Origin of the sequence: Arthrobacter sp. N1 (assembly GCF_048288285.1) — a bacterium.
In the GTDB taxonomy this organism is placed as follows: Bacteria; Actinomycetota; Actinomycetes; order Actinomycetales; family Micrococcaceae; genus Arthrobacter_D.
In genome coordinates this window covers 1-26,199 of record NZ_CP102608.1, presented here as the reverse complement: position 1 = coordinate 26,199, position 26,199 = coordinate 1, and the positions used below count along the sequence as shown (strand labels likewise).

Annotated in this window: 22 protein-coding genes and 2 tRNA genes; 7 read left to right on the top strand and 17 right to left on the bottom strand. The window is 66.7% G+C overall.

Annotated elements, in window-relative coordinates:
- Nucleotides 1–17: 17 nt before the first annotated feature.
- The 5 genes from NVV32_RS00120 to pknB are packed head-to-tail and all read left to right on the top strand — an operon-like array spanning nt 18 to nt 8,303.
- Nucleotides 18–1,655, top strand: a complete 1,638-nt coding sequence (locus tag NVV32_RS00120; protein WP_422392071.1) for a protein phosphatase 2C domain-containing protein — start codon at nt 18–20, stop codon at nt 1,653–1,655.
- On the top strand, nt 1,648–3,066 hold the full coding sequence (locus NVV32_RS00115; RefSeq protein ID WP_422390952.1) for an FtsW/RodA/SpoVE family cell cycle protein: 1,419 nt from the start codon (nt 1,648–1,650) through the stop codon (nt 3,064–3,066). Before NVV32_RS00120 ends, NVV32_RS00115 begins: the two co-directional genes overlap by 8 nt.
- The gene (locus tag NVV32_RS00110) at nt 3,063–4,505 is read left to right on the top strand and encodes a peptidoglycan D,D-transpeptidase FtsI family protein (RefSeq protein ID WP_422390951.1); all 1,443 of its coding nucleotides are present in this window, start codon (nt 3,063–3,065) and stop codon (nt 4,503–4,505) included. The genes NVV32_RS00115 and NVV32_RS00110 overlap by 4 nt, the downstream gene beginning before the upstream one ends.
- Complete coding sequence (locus tag NVV32_RS00105; protein ID WP_422390950.1) at nt 4,502–6,301, top strand: protein kinase domain-containing protein; 1,800 nt, start codon at nt 4,502–4,504, stop codon at nt 6,299–6,301. The genes NVV32_RS00110 and NVV32_RS00105 overlap by 4 nt, the downstream gene beginning before the upstream one ends.
- A 37-nt stretch (nt 6,302–6,338) precedes the next feature.
- Nucleotides 6,339–8,303 (top strand): Stk1 family PASTA domain-containing Ser/Thr kinase, encoded by a 1,965-nt coding sequence (gene pknB, locus NVV32_RS00100; RefSeq protein ID WP_422390949.1) that lies wholly within the window; start codon nt 6,339–6,341, stop codon nt 8,301–8,303.
- 12 nt (nt 8,304–8,315) lie between these two features.
- Here the strand turns inward: pknB and NVV32_RS00095 are convergent, their stop codons facing one another.
- The 3 genes from NVV32_RS00095 to NVV32_RS00085 are packed head-to-tail and all read right to left on the bottom strand — an operon-like array spanning nt 8,316 to nt 9,946.
- A complete protein-coding gene (locus tag NVV32_RS00095) occupies nt 8,316–8,960 on the bottom strand; it encodes an aminodeoxychorismate/anthranilate synthase component II (RefSeq protein WP_422390948.1) in 645 nt (214 codons plus the stop codon).
- A 3-nt stretch (nt 8,961–8,963) separates the two neighbouring features.
- Nucleotides 8,964–9,125: a hypothetical protein gene (locus tag NVV32_RS00090; RefSeq protein ID WP_200914763.1), complete on the bottom strand. Its 162-nt coding sequence runs from the start codon at nt 9,123–9,125 to the stop codon at nt 8,964–8,966.
- Nucleotides 9,126–9,130: 5 nt separating this feature from the next.
- Entirely contained in the window at nt 9,131–9,946 is an 816-nt protein-coding gene (locus NVV32_RS00085; RefSeq protein WP_422390947.1) for a class E sortase, read from the bottom strand.
- 180 nt (nt 9,947–10,126) lie between these two features.
- Between NVV32_RS00085 and NVV32_RS00080 the strand changes: the two genes are divergently transcribed.
- Complete coding sequence (locus NVV32_RS00080) at nt 10,127–10,375, top strand: cell division protein CrgA (RefSeq protein WP_055766139.1); 249 nt, start codon at nt 10,127–10,129, stop codon at nt 10,373–10,375.
- 386 nt (nt 10,376–10,761) lie between these two features.
- Here NVV32_RS00080 and NVV32_RS00075 read toward each other — a convergent pair whose 3' ends face one another.
- Together NVV32_RS00075 and NVV32_RS00070 are read right to left on the bottom strand one after the other, a co-directional pair.
- Complete coding sequence (locus NVV32_RS00075; RefSeq protein WP_422390946.1) at nt 10,762–11,397, bottom strand: rhomboid family intramembrane serine protease; 636 nt, start codon at nt 11,395–11,397, stop codon at nt 10,762–10,764.
- Nucleotides 11,398–11,638: 241 nt separating this feature from the next.
- Nucleotides 11,639–12,181, bottom strand: coding sequence for a peptidylprolyl isomerase (locus NVV32_RS00070; protein ID WP_055766145.1), 543 nt, complete (start codon nt 12,179–12,181; stop codon nt 11,639–11,641).
- A 164-nt stretch (nt 12,182–12,345) separates the two neighbouring features.
- On the opposite strand from NVV32_RS00070, the gene NVV32_RS00065 reads away from it, so the two are divergent.
- Entirely contained in the window at nt 12,346–13,233 is an 888-nt protein-coding gene (locus tag NVV32_RS00065) for a hypothetical protein (RefSeq protein WP_055766148.1), read from the top strand.
- A gap of 94 nt (nt 13,234–13,327) precedes the next feature.
- Here NVV32_RS00065 and NVV32_RS00060 read toward each other — a convergent pair whose 3' ends face one another.
- From NVV32_RS00060 to dnaA, 12 genes are all read right to left on the bottom strand, one after another.
- On the bottom strand, nt 13,328–14,245 hold the full coding sequence (locus NVV32_RS00060) for a DMT family transporter (protein ID WP_422390945.1): 918 nt from the start codon (nt 14,243–14,245) through the stop codon (nt 13,328–13,330).
- A 104-nt stretch (nt 14,246–14,349) separates the two neighbouring features.
- Nucleotides 14,350–14,422, bottom strand: a tRNA-Ala gene (locus NVV32_RS00055).
- A gap of 42 nt (nt 14,423–14,464) precedes the next feature.
- Nucleotides 14,465–14,581 (bottom strand): DLW-39 family protein, encoded by a 117-nt coding sequence (locus tag NVV32_RS00050; protein WP_235498625.1) that lies wholly within the window; start codon nt 14,579–14,581, stop codon nt 14,465–14,467.
- A 38-nt stretch (nt 14,582–14,619) separates the two neighbouring features.
- Nucleotides 14,620–14,693 (bottom strand) — tRNA-Ile (locus tag NVV32_RS00045).
- Between the two features lie 87 nt (nt 14,694–14,780).
- Nucleotides 14,781–15,317 (bottom strand): DUF3566 domain-containing protein, encoded by a 537-nt coding sequence (locus NVV32_RS00040; protein WP_422390944.1) that lies wholly within the window; start codon nt 15,315–15,317, stop codon nt 14,781–14,783.
- On the bottom strand, nt 15,314–17,983 hold the full coding sequence (gene gyrA, locus NVV32_RS00035) for a DNA gyrase subunit A (RefSeq protein WP_422390943.1): 2,670 nt from the start codon (nt 17,981–17,983) through the stop codon (nt 15,314–15,316). The genes NVV32_RS00040 and gyrA overlap by 4 nt, the downstream gene beginning before the upstream one ends.
- Before the next feature lie 139 nt (nt 17,984–18,122).
- Nucleotides 18,123–20,150, bottom strand: a complete 2,028-nt coding sequence (gyrB, locus tag NVV32_RS00030) for a DNA topoisomerase (ATP-hydrolyzing) subunit B (protein WP_422392070.1) — start codon at nt 20,148–20,150, stop codon at nt 18,123–18,125.
- Between the two features lie 240 nt (nt 20,151–20,390).
- The gene (locus NVV32_RS00025; protein WP_422390942.1) at nt 20,391–20,939 is read right to left on the bottom strand and encodes a DUF721 domain-containing protein; all 549 of its coding nucleotides are present in this window, start codon (nt 20,937–20,939) and stop codon (nt 20,391–20,393) included.
- Between the two features lie 58 nt (nt 20,940–20,997).
- Complete coding sequence (gene recF, locus NVV32_RS00020; RefSeq protein ID WP_422390941.1) at nt 20,998–22,215, bottom strand: DNA replication/repair protein RecF; 1,218 nt, start codon at nt 22,213–22,215, stop codon at nt 20,998–21,000.
- Between the two features lie 10 nt (nt 22,216–22,225).
- Nucleotides 22,226–23,122 (bottom strand): phosphogluconate dehydrogenase (NAD(+)-dependent, decarboxylating), encoded by an 897-nt coding sequence (gnd, locus tag NVV32_RS00015; RefSeq protein WP_422390940.1) that lies wholly within the window; start codon nt 23,120–23,122, stop codon nt 22,226–22,228.
- A 64-nt stretch (nt 23,123–23,186) separates the two neighbouring features.
- Nucleotides 23,187–24,311: a DNA polymerase III subunit beta gene (gene dnaN / locus NVV32_RS00010; RefSeq protein ID WP_422390939.1), complete on the bottom strand. Its 1,125-nt coding sequence runs from the start codon at nt 24,309–24,311 to the stop codon at nt 23,187–23,189.
- A 475-nt stretch (nt 24,312–24,786) separates the two neighbouring features.
- Entirely contained in the window at nt 24,787–26,199 is a 1,413-nt protein-coding gene (dnaA, locus tag NVV32_RS00005) for a chromosomal replication initiator protein DnaA (RefSeq protein ID WP_055766176.1), read from the bottom strand.

Sequence of the window (26,199 nt, the reverse complement as noted above, 5' to 3'; positions counted from 1 at the left end):
CCCGCTCCGACGTGGGCATGGTGCGGGCGAAGAACGATGATTCGGCCTACGCGGGCCGCTACCTCGCCGTCGTCGCCGACGGCATGGGCGGGCACGCAGGTGGCAACGTCGCGTCCGCGTCCACCGTCCTGGATCTCGTCCACCTCGATCACGGCAGCCACGACGGCGACGCCGGGACGCACCTCGCGGACGAGATCCAGACCGCGAACTCGCTGCTCTCCGAACTCGTGGCGACCAATCCACAGCTGGCCGGCATGGGCACCACGGTGACGGCCGTCCTCCTCGAGGACCGCACGCTGAACCTGGCGCACATCGGTGACTCCCGCGCCTACCGCCTGAAGAACGGCGTCTTCGAGCAGATCACCACGGACCATACCTTCGTCCAGCGGCTGATCGACGAGGGCCGCCTCAGGCCCGAGGAAGCCGATGTCCATCCGCACAAGAACGTGCTGATGCGGGTCCTCGGTGACGTCGATGCGAGCCCGGAACTGGACCTCCACGCGTTCGACGCCGAGCCCGGCGAGCGGTGGCTGCTCTGCTCGGACGGGCTGAACGCCGTCCTCTCGGATCGCGTCGTCGAGCAGGTGATGCGGGAGACCACCGACCTCCGCGACTGCGTCGACACGCTGGTCGAACTCACCCTCGCGGGTGGCTCCCCGGACAACATCACCATTGCCGTCATCGAGGTGGCAGAGGCGGACGGCGACGTCGCGCCGCCCACCTCCATCCCGCCCGCACGCCAGGCAGCGGGCGAGCGGGACGGCTCCTCCGCTGCTGCCTCGCGCGCGATCGACGCGCAGGGAGACCTGCCGGGAACGGCCATCCGGGCCGACGTCATCCGCCAGGACCTCCTCACGAGGCCGCACGTCCTCGTCGGGTCAGCGGCCCTGGCGACCGAGACCGGCCAGATCCCGATCGTGACGCAGCGGTCCACCGAACGCCGGGCCGCGATGATGCTGACCCACGGTGCCGGAAGTGCCGCCGTGGAGGAGGACGAGGACGAGCAGCCGGTACGGAAGCGGCGCTGGCTCGTCCCGGCCTTCCTGTCCCTGATGACCCTGATCCTCGTCGCGGTCCTCGGCCTCGGCTACACCTGGACGCAGACGCGGTACTACGTCGCCGAGGCGGACAACCGCGTGGCCATCTTCACCGGCGTCCCCCAGCGGATCGGTCCCATCAGCCTCAGCACGCTCTACGAGACGACGGACATCCCGGTCTCGAACCTCCCCGAGTACCAGCGGTCCCAGGTCGCCAACACCCTTCCGGCCGCGGGCCTCGAGGAGGCCCAGCGGATCATCGGCGATCTCCGCGGAGAACTTCGCGCCGTGTCCTGCGATCCCGCCGGCACAGGTACGGCATCGCCCTCGACCCCGGCCCCCTCCCCGTCGGGATCGGCGCCCGTCCCCTCCCCGTCGGGATCGGCAGCCACGACGCCGTCCGAACCTGCTGGTCCGCGGCCCACGGCGACGGCCTCGCCGTCCTCCGGGCCGCGTTCCCAGGGTGCGTCGCCGGTTCCCTCCGCCACCGCAACCGCGGGCGGCAGCGCGGGCGCGTCCCCGAGTACGTCCCCGAGCACTGCCGCGACCCCTTCCCCCGGCGCCTCCGCGGGCGCGGCTCCGGCCCCCGTCGACTGCGGAGGTGCAGCCAATGAGTGATGTCCTGACCGTCCCGAGGTCCCGGCGGACCGTCGAGCTCTTCCTGCTGCTCCTGGCCCTCGCGGTCGCCGTCGGCGCCAACTACCTCGCGGGTATCGGGCGCGAGGAACCGCTCGGTGACTATTTCTGGTCGCAGGCCATCACGCTGGGCGTCATGAGCCTGTTCATCCACCTGATCCTGCGGGTCAAGGCGAAGTATGCCGATCCGGTGATCCTTCCCATCGTCGTCGCCCTCAACGGGGTGGGCCTGGCGATGATCCATCGCCTCGATCTCTCGGCCGCGCAGGTGAACCCCGACTTCGTCCAGGTTGCACCGCAGCAGGTGCTCTGGACCGCCGTGGCGATGGGCTCGGCAGCGATCCTGCTGATCGTCCTGCGCGACCACAGGATCCTGCGCAGGTTCACCTACATCTCCCTGATCGTCAGTGCCATCCTGCTGCTGCTGCCGCTGACCCCGCTCGGCCTCGAGATCAACGGTGCCCGGATCTGGATCTCCGTCGGATTCGGGACGTTCCAGCCGGGTGAGATCGCGAAGATCACCCTCGCCATCTTCTTCGCCGGGTACCTCTCGACCAATCGTGATCTGATCCTGCTGGCCGGCAAGAAGATCGGGCCCCTCCAGCTGCCCCGCTTCCGCGACCTGGCCCCCATGGCGGCCGCCTGGCTCGTGAGCATCGGCGTGCTGATCTTCCAGCGCGACCTCGGTTCCTCGATCCTCTTCTTCGGACTCTTCATGGTGATGATCTACGTCGCCACGAGCCGCGTCAGCTGGGTACTCATCGGCCTGGCGATGATCGGCGTCGGAGTCTTCGTCGCCCTCGAACTCTTCAGCCATGTGGCCCTCCGCTTCGACTCCTGGATCAACGCCTTCGCACCCGAGGTCTACGACCGGGCTCCCGGCGGCAGCGCCCAGGTGGTGCAGGGCTTGTTCGGCCTCGCGAACGGCGGACTGATCGGCACCGGACTGGGGGCAGGACGCCCGGACCTGGTGACATATGCCAACAGCGACATGATCATCGCAGCTCTAGGCGAGGAGCTCGGGCTGATCGGCGTGGTCGCGATCGTCATGCTCTACGTGCTGCTCGTCTCACGTGGCATCCGCGCCGCCCTCGGCACCAAGGACGGATTCGGCAAACTGCTCGCCTGCGGCCTGTCCTTCACGATCGCCCTGCAGTGCTTCGTCGTGATCGGCGGCATCACGCGACTGATCCCCCTCACCGGGCTCACGACGCCCTTCATGTCCGCGGGTGGTTCCTCGCTGCTGGCCAACTGGCTGATCGTGGCGCTGATCCTGCTCATCTCCGAGACAGCACGCCGGCCCGCACCCAGCGCCCCGATGAAGGACTCGTTCCCCGAGGCGCTCGGTGTCAGCGGCAAGCCCAAGAAGTCGGCGAAGGAGACCACCCGATGAACCAGGCCATCCGCAGTGCATGGGTCGTGGCGATCGGCATGTTCGCCCTCGTGCTCGGGTCCCTGACCTTCGTGCAGTTCTTCCAGGCCGAGGATCTGACGGAAAATCCGTGGAACAGCCGCCAGCTCTACCAGGAGTTCGGCCGCCAGCGCGGCGCCCTCCTGGTGGACGGTCGGGCGATCGCGGAGTCCGTCCCGTCCAACGACCAGTTCAACTATCAGCGCGTGTACAACGAACCGGATCTGTACGCACACCTCACGGGCTACTACTCGCTCTCGCTCGGGTCGTCGCAGCTCGAACTGGCGGAGACCGAGATCCTCTCCGGGACGGACAGCTCCCTCTTCTACGACCGCGTGGTGCGCCTGTTCTCCGGTGTGGATGCCCAGGGCGCGAACGTGGAGCTGACGATCGACCCCGAGATCCAGCGGCTCGCCTTCGATCTCATCCCCGAGGGCCAACGTGGGTCGATCGTGGTCCTCGAACCGTCGACCGGCAACATCCTCGCGATGGCCTCCAAGCCGACGTACGACCCGAACCTGCTCGCCGGTCACGACACGGGCGTCATCGCGGAGAACGCCGCGGCACTGTCCGAACAGCCCGGACTGTCCTTCTACACCAATCCTGCAACGCAGTCCCTCGTGTCTCCCGGTTCGGTGTTCAAGCTGATCGACGCCGCAGCTGCCCTGGAATCGGGCCGCTACGACGCGGAGTCCCAGATCCCGAATCCGCCCGCCCTCGAGTTCCCGGGCATCGAGTACTCCCTGCCGAACTTCGTCGCTGGTGGTTGTGCGAGCAGGCCGACGGCGGACCTGGAGTTCGCACTCGAGCAGTCCTGCAACACGGCGTTCGCGCAGATCGCCCTGGATCTCGGCGAGGAGGCCATCCAGGAACAGGCTGCTCGGTTCGGCTTCGGCGAGACGTTCGCCATCCCGACCGACGTGGTGGCGAGCAGCTTCCCGTCGGACCTCTCCGAACCGGAGCTCGCGCAGTCCGCCGTCGGACAGTTCGACACGCGTGTGACGCCCCTGCAGATGGCCATGGTCGCGGCAGCCATCGCGAACGACGGCCAACTCATGAAGCCGCAGCTCGTGAAGTCCATCCGCGCGGCGGACCTCGAGCTCATCGAGTCCCCGCAACCGGAGCTCATGCAGCAGTCGGTCAGCCAGGAGACGGCGGACCAGCTCACCGACTGGATGGTCAACGTCGTGGACAACGGCACCGCGACCGGGGCCCAGGTCCCCGGTGTCGCCGTCGCCGGCAAGACAGGAACGGCAGAGTTCTCCGACGTCGGGGACAACGCATGGTTCACAGGCTTCGCTCCCGCGGACGATCCGCAGGTGGCCATATCGATCGTGATGGAGAACGTGGACATCCCCACTGGTCAGCAATTGACCTCACCCAGTGCCAAGAGACTCATAGAGGCGGTGTTGAACAGATGAGGCCCACCACAGGAATCACCCTGGGCGGCAGGTTCGAGCTGACCGATCGCATCGCCATCGGCGGCATGGGCGAGGTCTGGAAGGCGCGCGACCAGATCCTCGGCCGCGTCGTCGCCATCAAGATCCTCAAGGAGGAGTACTCCGGGGATCCCGCCTTCCTCAACCGCTTCCGCGCCGAAGCACGCCATACGGCGCTGCTGAACCACGAGGGGATCGCGAACGTCTTCGACTACGGCGAGGAGGGCGGGTCGGCCTACCTCGTCATGGAGCTCGTCCCCGGGCAGCCGCTGTCCGCGGTCATCGAGAAGGAGCAGGTGCTCTCACCGGACCGGACACTCTCCATCGTGGGGCAGACCGCCCTGGCCCTCGCCGTCGCCCACCGCCAGGGCCTCGTCCACCGCGATGTGAAGCCCGGGAACATCCTCGTCATGCCCGACGGCCGGGTGAAGATCACCGACTTCGGCATCGCCCGCCTGGCGGACCAGGTCCCTCTGACCGCGACCGGCCAGGTCATGGGCACGGCGCAGTACCTCGCTCCCGAGCAGGCCACGGGACAGCCGGCCACGGGGTCGTCCGACATCTACGCGCTCGGCGTCATCGGCTACGAGCTGCTGGCCGGGCGCCGGCCGTTCTCCGGCGAGTCGCAGATCGCGATCGCCCTCGCGCAGGTCAACGACGCCCCGCCGCCCCTGCCCGAATCGATCCCGCGGCCCGTCCGTGCCCTGATCGGTTCGATGCTCGCCAAGGATCCCGCCGACCGGCCGCGTGATGCCGAATCGCTGGCGCGCGCCGTGGACGCCATCCGGTCCGGTGACGTCCGGGCCGCCGAGACGGCCGTACCCGGCATGCTCGCCTTCGCGGCCGGCACGGACACCCCGACCGCCGCGGTACCGCGGCAGGACACCCGGGCGACGACGGCGGTCCCGCCGCCCACGACCTCGGCCCTGCCCACCGTCGCCGCCCCCGCCGCTGCCGGCACAGCCGCAGCGCTCGCGGCGTCGAAGGACTGGTCGGAGGAGGACCCGGACGTCGTCGACCCCGTCCCGGCCTACCGCGAGGAGGAGAACCGGCGCAGCCCCTGGCTGATCCCGCTCATCGTCCTGCTGCTGCTCGCCCTTGCAGCGATCGCGTTCCTCGTCCTGCAGCCCATCCTGGCCGGGGACGATGCCGAGAACGTCCCCGCCGAGACCACCAGTACGTCGGCGAGCGCCACGCCCGCGCGGACGCCGAGCAGGTCCCCGTCGGCGACACCGAGCACCACCTCTGCGTCCCCTTCTCCCAGTACGGCCGAGGCCGACGAAGCGGTGACCATCTCGCCGAGCGAGTTCCTCGGACGATCCCAGCAGGACGCCACACAGCGCCTCATCGCTCTCGGATTCGGCGTCAATGTCGAGGAGGAATTTGCCGACCAGGACCCCGGTACCGTCATCGCCATCAACCCCAGTGGTCTCCAGCGACCCGGGACGGACATCACCCTGACCGTCTCCCGAGGTCCTGAGCCGGTCGAACAGGTGACTGTCCCCGGTGGCCTGCAGGGTCGTCCTTCCGCGGAGGTCGAGAGCATCCTCGTCGAGCTCGGGCTGAGGCCCGTCAACGTCGGCAGCGAGGAATCGCAGCAGCCGGCGGGTACCGTGCTCCGCCTGGATCCGGGCGCGGGAGCCGCCCTCGATCCGGGTACGCAGGTCGACTACGTGGTCTCGGACGGCCCCCCGGCCGCGCCGGAACCCGCTCCGACGACACCGGCGCCGGGCACCTCGACGCCGGCTCCGACGGAGACGGCGGCCTCGGGATCATGACCTGTTCCGCGGACCGTCGCCGGGAGGACGGCGGCTCATGACCGATCACCGGATCCTGAACGGGCGCTACGAGGTGCTCGAGCTGATCGGCCGCGGCGGCATGGCCGACGTCCACCTCGGCCGCGACCTGCGGCTCGGGCGGTCCGTCGCGATCAAGGTGCTCCGCAAGGACCTCGCGCGGGATCCGCTGTTCCAGTCGCGGTTCCGTCGGGAGGCGCAGGCGGTCGCCGGGTTGAACAACCCGAGCATCGTCGCCGTGTACGACACCGGCGAGGAGGAGATCCCGGACCGACCGCAGCACGAGGTCCGGGTGCCGTTCATCGTCATGGAGTACGTGCAGGGCCGGACCCTCCGCGACCATGTGAAGGCCGGCGACCTCACGCCCGAGGACAGCATCACGTATCTCGCCGGTGTGCTCGGCGCACTGCAGTACAGCCACAAGGCCGGCATCGTGCATCGCGACATCAAGCCGGCCAACGTCATGATCACGCCCGATGGCGACGTGAAGGTCATGGACTTCGGGATCGCCCGTGCGATGGCTGATTCCCAGGCCACCATGACGCAGACCCAGGCGGTCCTCGGGACCGCCCAGTACCTCTCACCCGAACAGGCTCGCGGGGAGATCGTCGACACGCGGAGCGACCTGTACTCGGCGGGGTGCCTGCTCTTCGAGATGCTCACGGGACGGCCACCGTTCGTCGGTGACAGTCCGGTCTCCGTGGCGTACCAGCACGTCCGTGAGGAGGCACCCGCGGCGAGCAGTTTCAACCCCGCTCTCACGCCTGCCCTCGACTCCGTCCTGGCGAAGGCACTGCAGAAGAACCGGGAGGACCGGTTCCAGGATGCCGCCGCCTTCCGCAGGGCCTTGCTGGACGCCGGCCGGGGGATCGTCCTCGCGGCGACCGGCACTCTGCGGACCGAAGCCCTCGACGTCACCCGACGAACGGCGACCGCCGCCGGTCCCGGCGCAGCGTCGCTCGCGGGTGCATCGGCGGCCACCCCTGACCCGCGGACCCGGACCCTGCACCGCATTCCCGCCGAGCGCGGCCTTCCCGACCGCACCGCGACCGTGGAGGACTCCGAGGACGATCACTTCGACGTCCTGGACCGGGGGAACGACCCCGACCGCCACGGGGACCGCCGACGTCGGTCCTCCCGGGCCGCGTGGTTCACCGTATTCTTCGTCGCCGTGCTGCTGGTGCTCGCCGGCGGTTACGCCCTGCTCACCACGATCTCGGAGAATCGCACAGAACCGACTGCCACCACCGTCGTCGTGCCCGATCTCGTCGGGATGACGGAGGAGGACGCGACGGACGCCATCGTCGATGCCGGGCTGGTGCCCTCCTCGGACGAGCAGTACAACGCCACGGTGGAGGCCGGCACCGTGATCTCGTCCGATCCGTCCGGGGGCGCCTCCGTGGATCCGGAGTCACGCGTGAACATCACGGTCTCCCAGGGACCCGCGAACATCGCGGTACCCGACTCGCTCGCCGGACTGACCGAAGCCTCCGCCCGTGACCAGCTCGAGGAGCTCGGCCTGCGGGGTGGCACTGTGACGGAGGAGACGAGCGCGGAGGTCGCGCAGGGCCGGGTCCTCACCACGAGTCCGCAGGCCGGACAGATGGTACCGGCAGGTAGTGCCGTGGACCTGGTGCTCTCCAACGGCAAGGTGGTGGTGCCGCTCCTCACCGACCTGACCGTGCAGCAGGCGGAGGCCCTTCTGGCGGATCCGGCTGTCCAGCTGCCGTTCACCGTCCGTGAGGCCGAGAACAGCGTGGTGGCGCCGGGCATCGTCACGGAGCAGTCCGCCGAGGCCCGGTCGCAGGTGGACCAGGGGACGGAGATCATCCTGACCGTTGCCACGGCGCCCCCCGCCCCGACGGCGGAACCGACGGAACCGACGGAACCGCGTCCCACTCCGACGGATCAGCCCAGCGGGCAACCCACGGAGGGGCCGGACGACGGCGGATCCGAGACCCGCCGCACGGAGGACGGCACCTAGACCGCTGCGCCCCTAACGGGCGATGAGCGGACTGAGCCCTGCGGCCCGGGTGGCGGCGCCCTCGAGACCGAGGGACTCCAGCCAGGTTCCCAGCATCTGGTAGCCCCCCTCCGTGAGGACGGACTCGGGGTGGAACTGCACACCCGTCAGGGGAGCTGTCCGGTGCTCGAGGCCCATGATGATGCCGCTGGCGGTCCGGGCCGTGACGGCGAGGTCCGCCGGGACGTCGTCACTGACGGCAGCGAGGGAGTGGTACCTCGTAGCCGTGACCGGCGACGGCAGGCCGCGGAACACGCTCGTACCGTCGTGCTCGACCAGCGACGTCTTCCCGTGCATGAGCTCGGGCGCATGGGTGACCCGGCCTCCGTACGCCTCCGCGAGTGCCTGATGGCCCAGGCAGACGCCGAGCATCGGCTTCGCCTGCTCGCCGCACCAGCGGATGAGGTCAACGCAGACGCCCGCCTCGGACGGCGTGCCGGGGCCCGGCGAGATGAGCACGCCATCACGTGAGGCCGCCATGTCCTCGGCTTCCGCCAGGGTGACGTCGTCGTTCCTGACCACGGTGGTCTCGGCGCCCAGTTCCTGGAGGTAGCCGACCAGCGTGTAGACGAAGCTGTCGTAGTTGTCGACGACGAGGATGCGGGTGGTGTCAGCCATGAGTTACGGGGAACCAATCGTTGAATCCGTGAGCGGGTTGAACTGCGAGAACCAGGGGAAGACGAAGACCATGAGTGCGGCGACAGCCGCCACCACGAGGATCACCGACAGCAGGATGCGCATCCACAGCGGTCCGGGGAGTGCCCGGAAGATCAGTCCGTACATGAGCCCTATCCACGTCCTGCGGTGCGGGTGACCTGCTCCGCGATCTCGGGCGGGGGACCTGCCTCCGTCGGACGCCAGGACTCCATCACCGAGTAGGCAATGATACGCTCCTGCGCCCCGAAACGCGGATTGCAGCTGGTCAGCGTGAGGATCCGGTCCACCGGCTCGGCGCCCGGCTCCGTCGGTACCGGGGCGATCACGTCGACCTGGTCCGGGAGGACGATCTCGGTGTTGCGGAACACGTAGGTGTAGTACCCGGCACGGGTCTGCAGGTAGATGCGGTCCCCGGGGACGAGGGTGTGGATCTGGTCGAGCACCTGACCGTGCGTCTGACGATGCCCGGCAAGGGCGATGTTACCCACCTGGCCGGGAGCGGCGGTTCCCGGGTAGTGGCCCAATCCCAGGTTGTCGAGCACATCCGTCCCCACGCCCGCGGTGATGGGGCGTGAATAGTCCTCCCCGAAGCGGGGGATGTAGGCCACGCCGAACGTCCCCGTGAGGGCGTCCGGCTCGAGCACGGCGGGCTCCCCGAAGTCCTCACCGGTCGGAGGCACGGAACCGGTCGACGGGGCAGGTCCGCTCGATGCGGGCGGGACCGGGATTTCCGAGAAGAACTCCTCGAGCGCCTGGTCCTGTTTGATGTCCGCGTCGATGTTCGTCCACCACACCTCCCAGGCGACGAACAGCAGCAGCACCAGCCCGGCCGTGATGAGCAGCTCACCGACGATCTGGACGACCAGCTGCACGGGCGAACGACGACGGCGCACGGATCCGCGATCGGTACGGGCCACGGGAGCGGCGTCGAGCGTAGACCTGGCCACTGCCGCTCCTGCCGCTCGGGATGCACTGATCGGCCACGGTTCTTGGCTAGAATCGTCGGAGAACCGGGCCGCCGGGTGTCGCTGCTCCCTCAGGGTATCCTGCGGGGCCCGGCACCTTCGGGCGGCCAGCGAGACCATCGGTGCAGCTGATCCGCGGCTGCGCCCCGTCGAGGAGAAGCCGTGCCCGAGTCGAAGCCCCGCAAGAGAGCCAGCACCACGGCGCCTGCCGCGAAGTCCTCGCAGCCCAAGCCGAATCCGGCCTGGTACAAGTACGTCATGTTCGGCCTGATGATCGTCGGCCTGCTCTGGATCATCACGTTCTACATCTCCGAGTCCACCCTGCCCGTGGAGGCCTGGGGTTCGTTGAACATCCTGGTCGGGTTCGGCATCGCGATCATCGGGTTCCTGATGACCACCAGGTGGCGCTGACACCCAGGAGGAGCAGTGGCCCGCGATCATCGGGCAGAGCAGCATCGCCGCGGACCCGGGTCCGCGGCGATGCTGCGTCAGGGGGCGATCGCGATCGCCGCTGTTCCCTGGCCCTCCCCCGTCGACGAGGGGCAGATCCCGTCTGCTCCACCCACAGCTGACCTGCCGTCCGAGATCTCCGGCGGCTGTACACACGGTGTGCATGACGTTATCCACAGGTGTGCACAGAATTGTTGATGATTCACGGAAGAGCCCGGAAATCCGGGCCACGCTTATCCACAGCTGTGGAATTACATGTGTGTAAGTTATCCCCGCTGTGGATAAGTCCTGTGGACAAGGAGGAAGGGCCGATGCTGCAGCATCGGCCCTTCCTCGTCCTGCTGTCCTCACGCGGGAAGAAGCGTGACCCCTACAAAGGTCAGGACGCCCAGGAGTACCACGACACCCGCCAGGCCCGCCCATTGGAGCCCCGCCTGCCGGGCGCCCTTCGGGGCATAGGCGATGACAGCGGCACAGGCAGCGCCCGTGAGGAGCCCGCCCAGGTGTGCCTGCCAGGCGATGCCGGGCACCACGAACCCCAGGACGCCGTTGAGGGCGACCAGGACGACGATCTGGCGTACGTCACCGCCGCGCTTGCGCTGGACGATGAACAGGGCCCCGAAGAGACCGAAGACGGCCCCGGAGGCCCCGACCACCGACTGCTGGACATTGCTGAGCAGCAGGACCCCGACGGAACCGCCGACGGCCGAGACGAGGTAGAGCGCAAGGAACCTCGCCCGCCCCATCGATGGCTCGAGCACCTTCCCGAGGATGTACAGCGCGTACATGTTGAAGGCGACGTGCAGGAGGGAGGACGGCGAGTGGAGGAATGCGGCGGTCACCATGCGCCAGGGTTCCGCGGGGATGATCCCGCCGGCCCCCGCGGTGTAGATCGGCGCGTAGGAGAAGGCCCGGGTGACGCCCGGAACGACGAGCTGGAGGAGGAAGACCACCAGACAGACACCGATCAGGGTGTAGGTCACGATGGGTGAGCCCCCGCGCGCGATGCCTCCGAAAGCATTCCTGCGGACAGGACCATTGGCTGCCTGTTCGCGGATGCAGTCGACGCACTGGAAGCCTACGGGTGCAGGCCTCTGGCAATCGGCGCACGCCGGTCGTCCGCACCGCTGGCACCGCACGTAGCTGATGCGATCAGGATGGCGGGGACACACCGGCGCCTGCTGGCTGCCGGCGTCGGGCGCGGGGACTCCGTAGGACATCCGGTTAGAGCTGTTCCACGGTGATGCTCTCGATGACGACGTCGTCGAGGGGCTTGTCCCTCATGTCGGTCGGGATCGAGTTCAGCTTGTCGACGACCTTGCGGGATTCCTCGTCCGTGACGTCACCGAAGATGGTGTGCTTGCCCTGGAGCCAGGTGGTGGGGACCGAGGTGATGAAGAACTGGGATCCGTTGGTCCCACGGCCGCCCTGCAGGCCGGCATTGGCCATGGCCAGCTTGTACGGCTCGGTGAAGGAGAGGTCGGGGTTGATCTCGTCGTCGAACTTGTAGCCCGGCCCACCGATCCCCTGGCCGAGGGGATCCCCACCCTGGATCATGAAGTCCTTGATGATGCGGTGGAAGATGGTGCCGCTGTACAGGGGCGAGTTCGACTCCTCACCCGTCTGGGGGTGGGTCCAGGCGATCTCGCCCGTGGCGAGACCGACGAAGTTCTTCACCGTCTTCGGAGCATGGTTACCGAAGAGGTTCACCTCGATGTCGCCCTGGTTGGTGTGGATGGTCGCTTTTGCGGTCGGAATTGCAGTCATCTCGTCATTCTTCCACGCGGGTACTGACAATAAGCTGGGGGAGACGCATTCCGCGCACAGTGAAACGCGCGGTCAAACCGGCCCGTGCCGAGCCCGTGGATGGCATCCGCCGCGCCACGCAACGTAGGCTGAGGAAAACGAGTAACCATCCCCTGGAGGTTTTTGTGAAGAAGAACGAACGCGTCACCCACGAGCTCGAGGAGAATGTCGCTGCGGGAGTAGCGGCCGCCCGCGACTGGGCCACTCCCCACGTCGCCCACGCCTACGACTGGGCGAAGCCCCGCTGGGAGAAGGGTGTGGAGACCGCTGGTCCCGCTCTTCAGGACACCTACCGTAAGGCCGCGGAGGGGATCTCGGGCGGCATCGCCGTGGTGACCCCGAAGATCCAGGACGGACTCGACAAGGTCGGACCACGCATCACGCAGGTCATCGACGACACCACGCCGAAGATTCAGGGAACGCTGGACAAGGCAGCCCCTGCACTCACCTCGGCGAAGGAGAAGGTCGTCGACGGCTACCTGCCGGCCCTCTCCCACCGTCTCGGTGAGGCTGCGGATACAGCCTCCCGGTCCCTCGCGGCCGCTTCCGTGCCCCCCGTCGTGGAAAAGGCCGTCACCAAGGTGACCGGCGACAAGAAGGCGGTGAAGAAGGCCCAGAAGCGACTCGCGGCCGCCACTCTCCAGGCATCGAAGGAGCTCAGGAAGAACCAGTCCCGCAGGTCGGGTAAGGGCTGGCTCATCTTCGGCATCCTCGCAGCCGCCGTCGTGGCCGGAGTAGCCGCGTGGCGCGCGTCCAAGCCGGTCGAGGATCCATGGAAGACACCTGCTCCGATCAAGGCAACTCCCGCTCCCGTCTCCAGCCAGAAGTCGCAGGAGGCCAAGGAGGTCGTCGCGACCATCAAGGAAGCCGCTGACCGTGCCGCGAGCTCGGACGCGACGGCGAAGGCGACGACCGGCACGGCAGCAGCCGCCGAGAAGGTCGCCGACAAGGCGAAGGACGTCACCGAGTCTGCCAAGCATGCGGCGAAGTCGACGGATGAGCCCAAGGCCTGATCCAGACCCCACCACGCAGAAGCCCCCGGTCAGACCCGGGGGCTTTTTCGTGCCCTTCCGTTACATTCCTTCTTGGACATAAATAGGTCGGACACTAATCACCGCCGAGTGCGGGAGGCTGCGTCTCGATGGTCGATCCGGAGACCGGACGACGCCCCCGGCGTCGTTGCTGACCTCTGATGACCACCGCCAACCCCACGAGGATCAGGACGAGCCCGCCATACGTCCCTGCGGGTAGTTTCTCGTCCAGGAATACAGCGGCGAGGAAGGCGGCACCGGGAATCTCGAGCAGGATGATCATGGAGACGACCAGGGGACTCATCACGGCCAGCAAGTGGTTGAAGACCGAGTGACCCATGATCTGCGCCATGAGGGTCACCCCCAGGATTCCCGCCCACGCAGCTGGACTGAACCCTGTGACCGGCTGCGCCGTGACTGCGCACAGGACCAGGAGGATCACGGCGCAGGCACCATAGCAGAGGCTGGTGTAGGTTCCCGTGGACATGGTCTTCCGGGCTGCTGCGCCGGCCATCTGGTAGACGGCTGCGAGTGCTCCTCCTGCCAGCGCCAGGAGGTCACCCAGCAGGGCGTCCCGAGACAGGGAGAGATCGAAGCCGGTGATGATCACGACGCCGAGGAATGCGACGCCCAGCCCGGCGACGACGGCGCCCTGCGGCCGGGAGCCGAGCAGGGCGTTGAACAGGGCTATCCATGCGACCTGTAGGCACACGAGGGCGGTCGCGGCCGCTACCGAGGTGAGCTTGAGGGCGGAGATGAAGCAGACGAAGTGGAGAGCGAGGGCGACAGCTGCGATCGTGAGCCGACGCACGTCGGGACCCCGTAGTGCGGCGAACTCCGCCCGCTTCGAGACGGCAGCAGGGCCACCCATGAGGACCGCGCCGATCAGGTTCCGCCAGAACGCGATGGCGAGGACGGGCGCCGCCGTAGCGGCCATGATCGGGCCGGATGCGGACACACCGATCACGCCCAGGATCGAGAGGAAGATGATCACCCGGCAACACTATGGCACCGGACGTGCTCCGATGACCGCATGCTCCGTCGCTCCTGACCCCTCCACGCAGAAAGTCCCGGTCATGGACCGGGACTTTCCTTCGGTGGAGGCACGGGGACTCGAACCCCGAACCCCCTGCTTGCAAAGCAGGTGCGCTACCAATTGCGCCATGCCCCCGAATCGGAGTGTGGACCTCTACGGTCGCGCCCTCCGGCGGTTCTACATCACATCGTCCGTCGCGTTGCTCCAGACACTCTTGCTCTTTTCCGAATCCTGCCAGCGCTTGTACACGAGAAGACCGGCTGCAGCTGCTGCTGCGATCAGCACCTTCTTCACGACAATCTCCTTGCAGTTCCCTGCGAGTGGTGGATCCGTGGGCGTACCAGGACTTGAACCTGGGACCTCTTCGTTATCAGCGAAGCGCTCTAACCGCCTGAGCTATACGCCCCGATACCTCTTCGGGCCGAGATACGACTTTACAGTAGTGTCTCGGCATTCTTCAAATCGCACCCGGGGGTCCGAAGAGGCCGGTACTTCAGTCGTCGGTCAGGGTCACACCGATGCCACCGACCAGCGTCGAGGAGATGTTGTAGAGCACGGCCGAGAGCATGGCGAGTGCCGTCAGGAGCACCACGTTCACCACCGCGATGATGGTCGCGAAGGACAGCACCTGGGGTAGCGAAGCGAACTGCCGCAGATCGAACCCACCGCTCTCCGAGCCGGCGATCTCACGCAGCAACTCGTTCACGCCGTCGAAGATCCCGGTCAGGTCGAGGACGGTCCAGATCACGAAGGACGCCACGACGGTGACGATACCGAGCGCGACCGAGAGCAGGAAGGACATCTTGAGGACGGACCAGGGATCCACCTTGCTGACGAGGAGCCGAGCCTTGCGGGCCTTGGCCTTCGGGGCCGGCCTGACCAACCCGGTACGCTGCGGCGGCCTGCTCTGCTGGCTGCCTGCGGAGGCTGGACGCTGTGTCGGACGCGCCGGGGCGTTCACCCGTGGCGGCGCCCCGGACGTGCGGACTTGTCCGCTCGACGAGCGCGGGTTGGTGTTGGCCGAGCTCACTCGCTACCTCCGTGTTCGGGCGACTCAGCGTCAGGCTCAGCCGTTTCCTCTGTCGACAACCGTACTTCATCGGCTGTGAACTGCGCAGGTTCCTCCTGGGGCGTCACCGTATCGATCACGTCGACATCGGGACTCGCCTCGGACGGATCGTCAACCAACCCTTCCTCCACCGCGACGCTCCGCTCACTGTTCCTCGCGACGGCGATGATGCGGTCGGTCTTGTCCGGCTTCGCAAAGATGACCCCCATGGTGTCGCGGCCCTTCGCGGGAACACCCGCCACGGCCGAACGCACCACCTTGCCGCCACCCATGACCACGAGGACCTCGTCCTCCTCCTGGACGACGAGGGCACCGACGAGGTCACCGCGCTCCTCGGCCAGCTTGGCGACCTTGATCCCGAGGCCTCCGCGGCCCTGCACGCGGTAGTCCTCGACCTTCGTCCGCTTGGCGAATCCTCCCTCGGTCACGATGAACACGAAGGAGTCGTCGCTCACGACGTTGGCTGCGAGCAGGTCGTCGTCATCGCGGAACTTCATGCCGGTCACTCCGGAGGTGGCACGTCCCATGGGCCGCAGGGCGTCGTCGTCCGCCGTGAACCGCAGCGACTGACCCTTGCGGGAAACCAGCATGATGTCATCGTCCCCGGAGACGAGCTGCGCCGAGACGAGTTCGTCGTTGTCCCGGAGGTTGATGGCGATCACTCCGGCCGTCCGGTTGGTGTCGTAGTCCTCGAGCCGCGTCTTCTTGACGAGTCCGCGCTTGGTGGCCAGCACCAGGTAGGGCGACTGCTGGTAGTCCCGGAGGTCCAGCACCTGCGCGATCGTCTCGTCGGGCTGGAAGGCCAGGAGGTTCGCCACGTGCTGACCCTTGGCATCCCGCGCGGCCTCGACCAGTTCGTACGCCTTGGCGCGGTAGACGCGGCCGAGGTTGGTGAAGAACAGGAGCCAGTGGTGCGTCGTGGTGACGAAGAAGTGCTCGACGACGTCGTCACCTCGCAGCTGGGCTCCCCTGATCCCCTTGCCGCCGCGCGCCTGCTGACGGTAGTTGTCGCTGCGCGTGCGCTTGACGTATCCACCGCGGGTGATGGTGACGACCATCTCCTCCTCGGGGATCAGGTCCTCCATGCTCATGTCACCGTCATAGCCCATGAGGATCTCCGTGCGGCGGTCGTCGCCGAACTTGACGACGATCTCCGACAGCTCGGTGCTGACGATCCCGCGCTGGACGTCCTCGGAGGCGAGGATCCGGTTGAACTCGGTGATCATCTGTTCGAGTTCCGCATGGCGGTCCTGGATCTTCTGCCGTTCCAGGGCCGCGAGGCGGCGGAGCTGCATGTTCAGGATCGCCGTGGCCTGGAGCTCGTCGATCGAGAGCAGACCCATGAGTCCGTCCCTGGCCTCCTCGGTGGTCGACGACGCACGGATCAAGGCGATGACCTCGTCCAGCGCATCGAGTGCCTTGAGCAGCCCGCGGAGGATGTGCGCCTCCTCCTCGGCCTTGCGCAGCCTGTACCGCGTGCGACGGACGATGACCTCGAGCTGGTGCGTCACCCAGTGCCGGATGAAGGCGTCGAGGCTCAGCGTGCGCGGCACATCATCGACGATGGCCAGCATGTTGGCGCTGAAGTTGTCCTGCAGCTGCGTGTGCTTGTAGAGGTTGTTCAGGACCACCTTCGCCACGGCGTCGCGCTTGAGCACGATCACGAGGCGCTGCCCCGTACGGCCCGACGTCTCGTCCCGCAGGTCCGCGATCCCGCTGACCTTACCGTCCTTGACCAGCTCGGCGATCTTGATGGCGAGATTGTCCGGGTTGGCCTGGTAGGGGAGTTCCGTGACGACGAGGCAGGTGCGGTTCTGGATCTCCTCGACATTGACGACGGCGCGCATCGTGATGGAGCCGCGGCCGGTCCGGTAGGCGTCCTCGATGCCCTTGTGACCGAGGATCTGCGCACCGGTCGGGAAATCGGGGCCCTTGATCCGGGCGATCAGCGCTTCGAGCAGTTCCTCCTTCGATGCCTCGGGGTTCTCCAGATACCACTGCACGCCATCCGCGACCTCGCGCAGGTTGTGCGGCGGGATGTTGGTGGCCATGCCGACGGCGATCCCCGAGGACCCGTTGACGAGCAGGTTCGGGAACCGTGACGGGAGGATCGTCGGTTCCTGGTTCTTGCCGTCGTAGTTGTCCTGGAAGTCGACGGTCTCCTCGTCGATGTCGCGGACCATCTCCATGGCGAGCGGCGCCATCTTCGTCTCGGTGTACCGCGGCGCGGCGGCGCCGTCGTTGCCCGGCGAACCGAAGTTGCCCTGCCCGAGCGCCAACGGATAGCGCATGGTCCAGTCCTGGATGAGCCGGACGAGGGCGTCGTAGATCGCGGAGTCGCCATGGGGGTGGTACTGCCCCATGACCTCACCGACCACGCGGGCACACTTGTTGAACGAACGGTCCGGCCGGTAGCCACCGTCGAACATCGCGTAGAGCACGCGACGGTGGACGGGCTTGAGTCCGTCCCGGACGTCGGGCAGGGCCCGGCCGACGATGACGGCCATGGCGTAGTCCAGGTAGGACCGCTGCATCTCCGTCTGCAGGTCGACCTGCTCCACGCGGTCCGTCAGGACCTCACCCTCGATGGGCTCGTCCGGTCCGTTGCCGGTGATGTCGTCACTCATGAATCAGTTCCGTTCGTCATGTTTTACCCGCAGTACTGGCGAATCCGAGCGAGGGTGGCCCGGCGTTCCGTGGAGGCGCTGTGATCTTCGCGAGGAACGAGCGAAGGTCGTTGCGCCGGCAGAACGCCGGTGCGACCCGTCAGATATCGAGGAAACGCACGTCCTTGGCGTTCTGCTGGATGAAGTTGCGTCGCGATTCGACGTCCTCGCCCATGAGCACCGAGAACACCTGGTCGGCTGCGGCGGCGTCGTCCATGGTCACCTGCAGCAGCGTCCGGTGATCAGGATCCATGGTGGTGTCCCACAGTTCTGTGTAGTCCATCTCGCCGAGACCCTTGTACCGCTGGATCCCGTTGTCCTTCGGGAGACGCTGGTTCCGCGCCAGGCCCATCTTGATGACCTCGTCGCGCTCCCGGTCGCTGAAGACATAGTCGTGCTTCGCGTTGGACCATTTGATCCGGTACAGGGGCGGCTGCGCGAGGTAGACGAATCCGTTCTCGATCAACGGGCGCATGTAGCGGAACAGCAGGGTGAGGAGCAGGGTGGTGATGTGCTGCCCGTCGACATCGGCATCCGCCATGAGCACGATCTTGTGGTATCTGGCCTTCGCGACATCGAAGTCCTCACCGATACCGGCGCCGAACGCGGTGATCATCGCCTGGACCTCACTGTTGCCGAGCGCCCTGTCGAGGCGCGCACGCTCGACGTTGAGGATCTTCCCGCGCAACGGCAGGATGGCCTGGGTCTCGGGATTGCGCCCCCGGACCGCGGAACCGCCTGCCGAGTCACCCTCCACGATGTAGATCTCGGACCGCGACGGGTCCTTGGACTGGCAGTCCTTGAGCTTGCCCGGCATCCCGCCGGACTCGAGGAGCCCCTTCCGGCGTGTGGACTCCCGTGCCTTCCGGGCAGCGAGCCGTGCCTGGGAAGCCTGGATCGACTTGCGGATGACGTCGCGGGCCGGGCCGGGGTTGCGCTCCAGCCAGTCCCCGAGCTGATCCGTGACCACGCGCTGGACGAACCCCTTCACCTCGGAGTTCCCGAGCTTGGTCTTGGTCTGGCCCTCGAACTGGGGCTCGGAGAGCTTGACGGAGATGACGGCCGTCAGGCCCTCGCGGATGTCGTCACCCGTGAGGTTGTCTTCCTTCTCCTTGATGATGTTCTTCTCGCGCGCATACCGGTTGATCAGGGTGGTCATGGCAGCACGGAAGCCCTCTTCGTGCGTCCCGCCCTCGTGCGTGTTGATCGTGTTGGCGTACGTGTGGACGCTCTCGGAATACGCCGAGGTCCACTGGAGAGCGATCTCCACGGACATGGTGCGGTCAGCGGTCTCCGTGTCGAACGCGATCACATCGGGGTGGACCACCTCGACGCGCTTCGACGAGTTCAGGTGCTGCACGTAGTCGAGTAGGCCGTTCTCGTACAGGTACTGGACCTCGCGGTGCTTGGGCGTGGCGTCCTCGCCGGTCTCGGCGGTGACCTCGTCCTCGACCTCGTCGGCGTGCTCGTCCGTGAGGGTGATACGGAGGCCCTTGTTGAGGAAGGCCATCTGCTGGAAGCGCGCCCGGAGGGTCTCGAAGTCGAACTCGGTCGTTTCGAAGATCGAAGCATCCGGGTAGAACGTCTGCGTGGTCCCCGTCTCGTTCGTCTCCTCGCCCTTGCGCAGCTCGCCGACGGGCTTCCCACCGTCCGCGAAGGTCTGGCGCCAGACGTGTCCCTGGCGCCGGACCTCGGTCTCGACGCGCTTCGACAGCGCATTGACCACGGAGATGCCGACGCCGTGCAGACCACCGGAGACGGCGTAGCCGCCGCCGCCGAACTTCCCGCCGGCGTGCAGGATGGTCATGACGACCTCGACGGTCGGACGACCCTCCGTAGGGTGCATATCCACGGGAATCCCGCGGCCGTTGTCCACGACCTTCACGCCGCCGTCGGCCTGCAGGGTGACCTCGATGTGGTCGCAGTACCCGGCCAGTGCCTCATCGACGGAGTTGTCCACCACTTCGTACACGAGGTGGTGGAGCCCCCGCGGACCGGTCGAGCCGATGTACATCCCAGGCCGCTTCCGCACGGCTTCCAGGCCCTCGAGGACCGTGATCTCGCTCGCGCCGTACGCGTGCTCCGTCGCTGCCTCCAGGATCGGGGACTCACCCTCGCCGATCACCACATCACTTGCGTTCAACTCGTTCTCGTGTGCCACAGGCGCAAACGGCTCCTCAACTGGGTGGACAACAACAATCTCACCCCATTCTACCCTCAGGAGGGCTACAATCGCGCACGAACAGGCCCTCATCGGCCACTGAACGGGCGTCAGAGCGAACAGCGGGTCGTCCCGTGAGGACCGATACCGGTGAGGCACCCCCGATTGCCCTACAGCCCGCTCAGAGGACGCAGAACTCGCCGCGTGTCATCCGTAGGTGTCGCGCGGGCCGCGGCCCTTCACAGTCCGCCCGCCCTTGCGCCAGCTGGGCGCTGCCGGCCCGACGACGGAGAGGCGCGTGACGACCCCGGGTCCCAGCTCCGCCTCGAACCGCTGCAGGACCTGCGGCGTGATGAGGCGCAACTGTGTGGCCCAGGCCGTCGAATCGCATCTCACGAGGACCGTGTCCGCGTCGAAACTCTCCGGCACGCAGTGGGCCGCGATGTCCGCACCGACGATCTCGTCCCAGCGTGAGAGGACCGATCCGATGGCGACCGGAGACCTCCACCCCCGCTCGGCGAGCATGCGGGAGAAGACGTTCCCCAGTCCCTCCGGATCACGCCCTCCGTAGACCGGGTCCGGGGACCAGCGCCTCCGGGCCGTCTTCGCCGGTTTCCGCGTGGAGGGCTCGCGAGGAGTACCACGCGAAGCGGAGGCGTTCCGCAGGCGATTGAGCAGTGCCTGGGGGGCATCCTGTTCAGGGAATCCAACGCCCGGACCGACATCGGCCGAAGCGCCGGGATCACCGAGAGACATGCCTGTATCGGAATATGCCGACGGCGATATGTTCTCGGGATCGTTAGCGGCCTCCGGGTCACGCACGGCGGGCGTCCCCTGCATCGATCCTGCCGGACACGACGCGGATCTGTCGACCGACCAGTGCATCGGGGATGTCGTCGCCCACGGCGGCGGTCACCAGCACCTGTTCGGCGGGCGCCACGATCGATGCGAGCCTGTGGCGCCGCTCGGCGTCCAGCTCCGCGAAGACGTCGTCGAGGATCAGGACGGGACCACCCCCGGGTGTCCGGTCCTCCTGCAACAACAGGTAGTAGGAGGCAAGCCTCAGGGCGAGTGCCATGGACCAGGTCTCGCCATGGGAGGCGTATCCCTTCGCGGGCACGGCTCCGAGCACCAGGCCGAGATCATCGCGATGCGGTCCCACGAGGGAGAGTCCGCGCTCCAGTTCCTTCTTCCGGTGCCGCAGCAGGGTATCCACGAACAGCTGGGTCAGTGCGGGGGCGTCCAGCCCCCGCAGGGTGTTCTCCGTTCCGTCACCGGGTACGGCGATCGGGACGTCGTCGTCGGCGCCGGAGTCGCCCATCGGCGAGACGGAGACGCTCGAGGCATAGGCGAGCTCCGCGGTCTTCGATCCGTCCGTCAACTCCGCATAGGCCCGCTGGACGAGCGGTCGGAGTTGCCCGACGAGCACCAGCCGCGCGGACAGCAGGCGTGCCCCCGCCTCGGCGAGGTGCTGGTCCCAGACGTCGAGGGTCGACTCGTGGGCGGCCGAGAACCGCCCGGCGGTCCGGCCCGATTTCAGGAGGGCGTTCCGCTGTTTCAGGACACGCTCGTAATCGGCGCGGAGGGCCGACTGATGGGGAAGCAGGGAGACCATGACGTCGTCGAGATACCGTCGTCGGCCGGAAGGGTCTCCCTTCACCAGTGCGAGGTCCTCCGGTGCGAAGAGCACGGTCTTCAGGATCCCGGCGGCATCACGTGCCCTTACCGGGTTGGAACGGTTGATCCGGGCACGGTTCGCGGTCTCGGCATTGATCTCCACCTCGACGGTGGTCCGCTGGTCCCCACGGACCAGCCGTCCGCGGATGATCGCCCTGTCCTCGCCGAAGGAGATCAGGGGCCGGTCGGTACTGACCCGATGGGAGGAGAGCGAGGCCAGATACCCTACGGCCTCGACGATGTTGGTCTTGCCGACACCGTTCGGTCCCACGAAGACCGTCGTCCCGGGGCCTATCTCCGCGTCGAGCTGGGGGTAGCTGCGGAACCCGGTGAGCGAGAGGTGCTCAACGTACACCGGGCACCTCTCACTCCGCTGTCGGCTGGGCGGGCTTCACGGCGTGGCCGCCGAACTGGTTGCGGAGTGCTGCGACCATTTTCATGGCCGGTGCATCGTCCTGCCGTGAGGCGAAGCGGGCGAAGAGGGCGGCCGTGATGGCGGGTGCGGGGACGGAGTTGGCGATGGCTTCCTCGACCGTCCAGCGTCCCTCGCCCGAATCCTCGACGTAGCCGGCGATCTTCGACAGTCCCGGGTCCTCCTGCAGCGCCTTGACGAGGAGGTCCAGGAGCCAGGACCGTACGACGGTCCCTTTCTGCCATGCGGCGAAGGTGCCGTGGACGTCCTTGACGATGTCCTTGGCCTCGAGCAGCTCGTAGCCCTCGGCGTAGGACTGCATGAGTCCGTACTCGATCCCGTTGTGGACCATCTTGGCGTAGTGACCGGCACCGACGTCCCCGACGTGGACGAAGCTCTCGGAACGCTCACCCTCGGGACGCAGCGCATCGAAGATCGGCATGGCGAGCTCGATGTCCTCCTGGGTGCCTCCGGCCATGAGTCCGTAGCCGTTCTCCAGGCCCCACACCCCGCCGGACACACCGCAGTCCAGGAACCTGACGCCCTTCTGCGCGAGCAGGGTCGCGTGGATCTGATCGTCCGTGAATTTCGAGTTGCCGCCGTCGATCACCAGGTCGCCCGGGCTCAGGAGTTCGGAGAGGTCCTTCACCACCGCATCGGTGATCTGCCCCGCAGGAACCATCACCCAGATGATCCGCGGGGTGGGGAGCACCGCGACGAGCTCCTCGAGGCTCGGCACGTCGGTGCGGTCCGGACTCCGGTCGAATCCGGTGACCTCGACGCCCTTCTCCCGCAACCGACCTCTCATGTTGAAACCCATTTTTCCGAGTCCGATGAGGCCGATATGCATGAGATTCTCCTTCTGACGGTGAGTTCGGCCGAGGGTGGGGCCGATCGCTGTGCCTGGGGGCGGCCTACTGGTTGGGAAGCCGCACGGGCATCAGCAGGTACCTGTAGTCTTCCCTGTCCTCACCCGTGACGTCATCCTGGGCGGACATGACCGCAGGCTTCGGAGGTGAGGTAAAAGAGAAACGCACGTACGGGCTGCTGAAGGCACCCAGACCCTCACTCAGGTAATGCGGGTTGAAGGCGACGGTGATGTCATCGCCGTCCAACGTCGCTTCGATGGCCTCGGATGCCTGTGCGTCCTCGCCGGTGCCGGCGTCGAGCGTGACCTGACCATCGGTGAACGCGAGACGGACCGGGGTGTTCCGCTCGGCGACGAGGGAGACACGACGTACAGCCTCGACCAGCGTGCTGGTCTGGACCGTCGCGTGGATCGGGGTCTTCTCCGGGAAGAGCGAACGGATCTTCGGGTAGTCGCCATCCACGAGCAGCGAGGTGGTCCGTCGACCGCCTGACTCGAAGCCGATCAGTTCCGAGTCCGCAGAGAAGGCGATATTGAGGTCTCCGGCCCCACCGAGTGTCTTCGCTACTTCGTTGAGTGTCTTCGCCTTGACGAGCGCGCTGGTCGAGATTCCGGGAGTGGTCGGTCTCCAGGACACTTCACGGAGCGCCAGGCGGTATCTGTCCGTTGCGAGCAGGGTGATGAGATCGTCCTCGATCTCCATGCGGACGCCGGTCAGGATGGGCAGGGTGTCATCACGGCTGGCGGCGATGATCACCTGGGAGACGGCCTGGGCGAACGCGTCGCCGTCGACGACACCACTGACGTCGGGGAGTTTCGGTAGCTCCGGGTACTCACCCTCCGGCATGGTGGCGAGATTGAAGCGGCTGTTCCTGCAGGTGAGGGTGACTTTGGAGCCGTCGGTGGCGACTTCCACGGGAGCGGACGGAAGGCTACGGCAGATGTCGGCGAGGAGTCGGCCTGAGACGAGGATCGTGCCTTCTTCCAGGACATCGGCCGCGATCTCGAGACGCGCGGAGATCTCGTAGTCGAAGCTCGCAAGACTGAGTGTTCCTGTCTCGGCCTTGATCAGCAGTCCTGCGAGAACGGGCACCGGCGGCCGTGGAGACAGCGAGCGTGCGGTCCAGGAGACAGCCTCTGCCAGTACATCCCGCTCAACTCTGAATTTCACGGAGCAGTGCCGCCTTTCAAAAAAACAGCCACCGGCGGAGCCGGCGGGTGATGGGTCCAACGTCGTCCACGGAGGTGCCCGGGCACGGGGAACTACAACCCTACTGGGTGAAAGCTTAGCCGGACATCGGGTCCGCGAAGCGGGGCGGAGGTCTAGGGGATCGGTGCGGAGCGGGACGTGGAATGTTATCTGAAGAACTTTTGAAGTTTAAGGTTCGTAGTGTTAATAACTGCTGTGGATTCTGTGGATAACCCACTGCGGCCGCGGGGTTGCACCGAAGTGACCTGTGGACAAGGTGTGGGTCGGCGGAACGGCCGGCAGGAGTCCCCTGTGGGCAAGATCCTCGTGATTCCGGCGATCCACAGGGCGAGGGGGGTTTGTCCTCAGGATGACCGTGCTGAGGGAGGGGTTTATCCACAGCTGTGTCCACACCTGTTAATTACCGACGGGATGCGGCCGAACTCGTCCGCGGTGCTCAGGCTTCGCGTTGTTTGTGCTTGATCCGGTTGGTCAGTTCCGTGACCTGATTGAAGATCGCACGGCGTTCGGCCATGAGTTCACGGATCTTCCGGTCCGCATGGATGACCGTGGTGTGGTCACGACCGCCGAGTTCGGCACCGATCTTCGGAAGCGACATGTCCGTCAACTCCCGACACAGGTACATCGCGATCTGCCGCGCCGTGACGAGGGTGCGCGTCCGCGACTTGCTGCACAGTTCCTCCAGGCTGATCTGGAAGTAATCAGCCGTCTGCGCCATGATCACCGTCGACGTGATCTCCCGGGCGCCGTCGTCGGAGATGAGGTCCTTGAGGACGATCTCCGCCAGGTTGACGTCGACCTGCTGCCGGTTCAGGCTGGCGAACGCCGTCACCCGGATCAGGGCCCCCTCGAGTTCCCGGATGTTCGTGGCGATCTTCGAGGCGATGTACTCGAGGACGTCGTCGGGTGCGCTCAGGCTGTCGCTGATCGCTTTCTTCCGCAGGATCGCGATCCTGGTCTCCAGCTCGGGTGGCTGGATGTCGGTCAGCAGGCCCCATTCGAAGCGGGACCGCATGCGCTCCTCGAACCCGATCAGCTGCTTGGGCGGCAGGTCCGACGTGATGACGACCTGCTTGTTGTGGTTGTGCAGCGCGTTGAAGGTGTGGAAGAACTCCTCCATCGTCCGGTCCTTGCCGGAGAGGAACTGGATGTCGTCGATGAGGAGGATGTCCACGTTGCGATAGGTCTGCTTGAAGCTCGACCCCTCGTCGTCCCGGATCGAGTTGATGAAGTCGTTGGTGAACTCCTCCGAATTCACGTACCTGACCCTGATCCCCGTGTACAGGTGGCGGGCGTAGTGCCCGATGGCATGCAGGAGGTGTGTCTTCCCGAGGCCCGAGTCGCCATAGATGAACAGGGGGTTGTAGGCCTTTGCCGGTGCTTCGGCGACGGCCACGGCGGCAGCGTGGGCGAAGCGGTTGGAGGATCCGATGACGAAGGTGTCGAAGATGTATTTCGGGTTCAGCCGGCCGAACTCGTGCGAGTTGCTCGGTGGCGTCGGTGACGGCTTCGTCTCGCCCTTGGGTTCCGGGGAGGATTCCTCCGGTTCGGGATCCGGTTCCTCCTCCCTGACGGGGGTCAGCTCCGGATCGATGACGAAGGCGCACTGGATGTCCTCACGGAAGACGTCGTGCAGGGCCTCGTCGAGCGCACTCTTCAACTGCGTCTGCAGGACTTCACGGGTGAGTTCGTTCGGAACAGCGATGAGCATGGTGGTGCCGATGAGCCCCTGGGCCTGGGCGAGCACCATGAAGCCCCGCTGCCGGGGAGTGACACGATCGTCCTGCTCGAGGGTCCGGATGACTTTGCGCCAGGAACTCCCGACGTCGTTTACCTCATCTGTACCCAC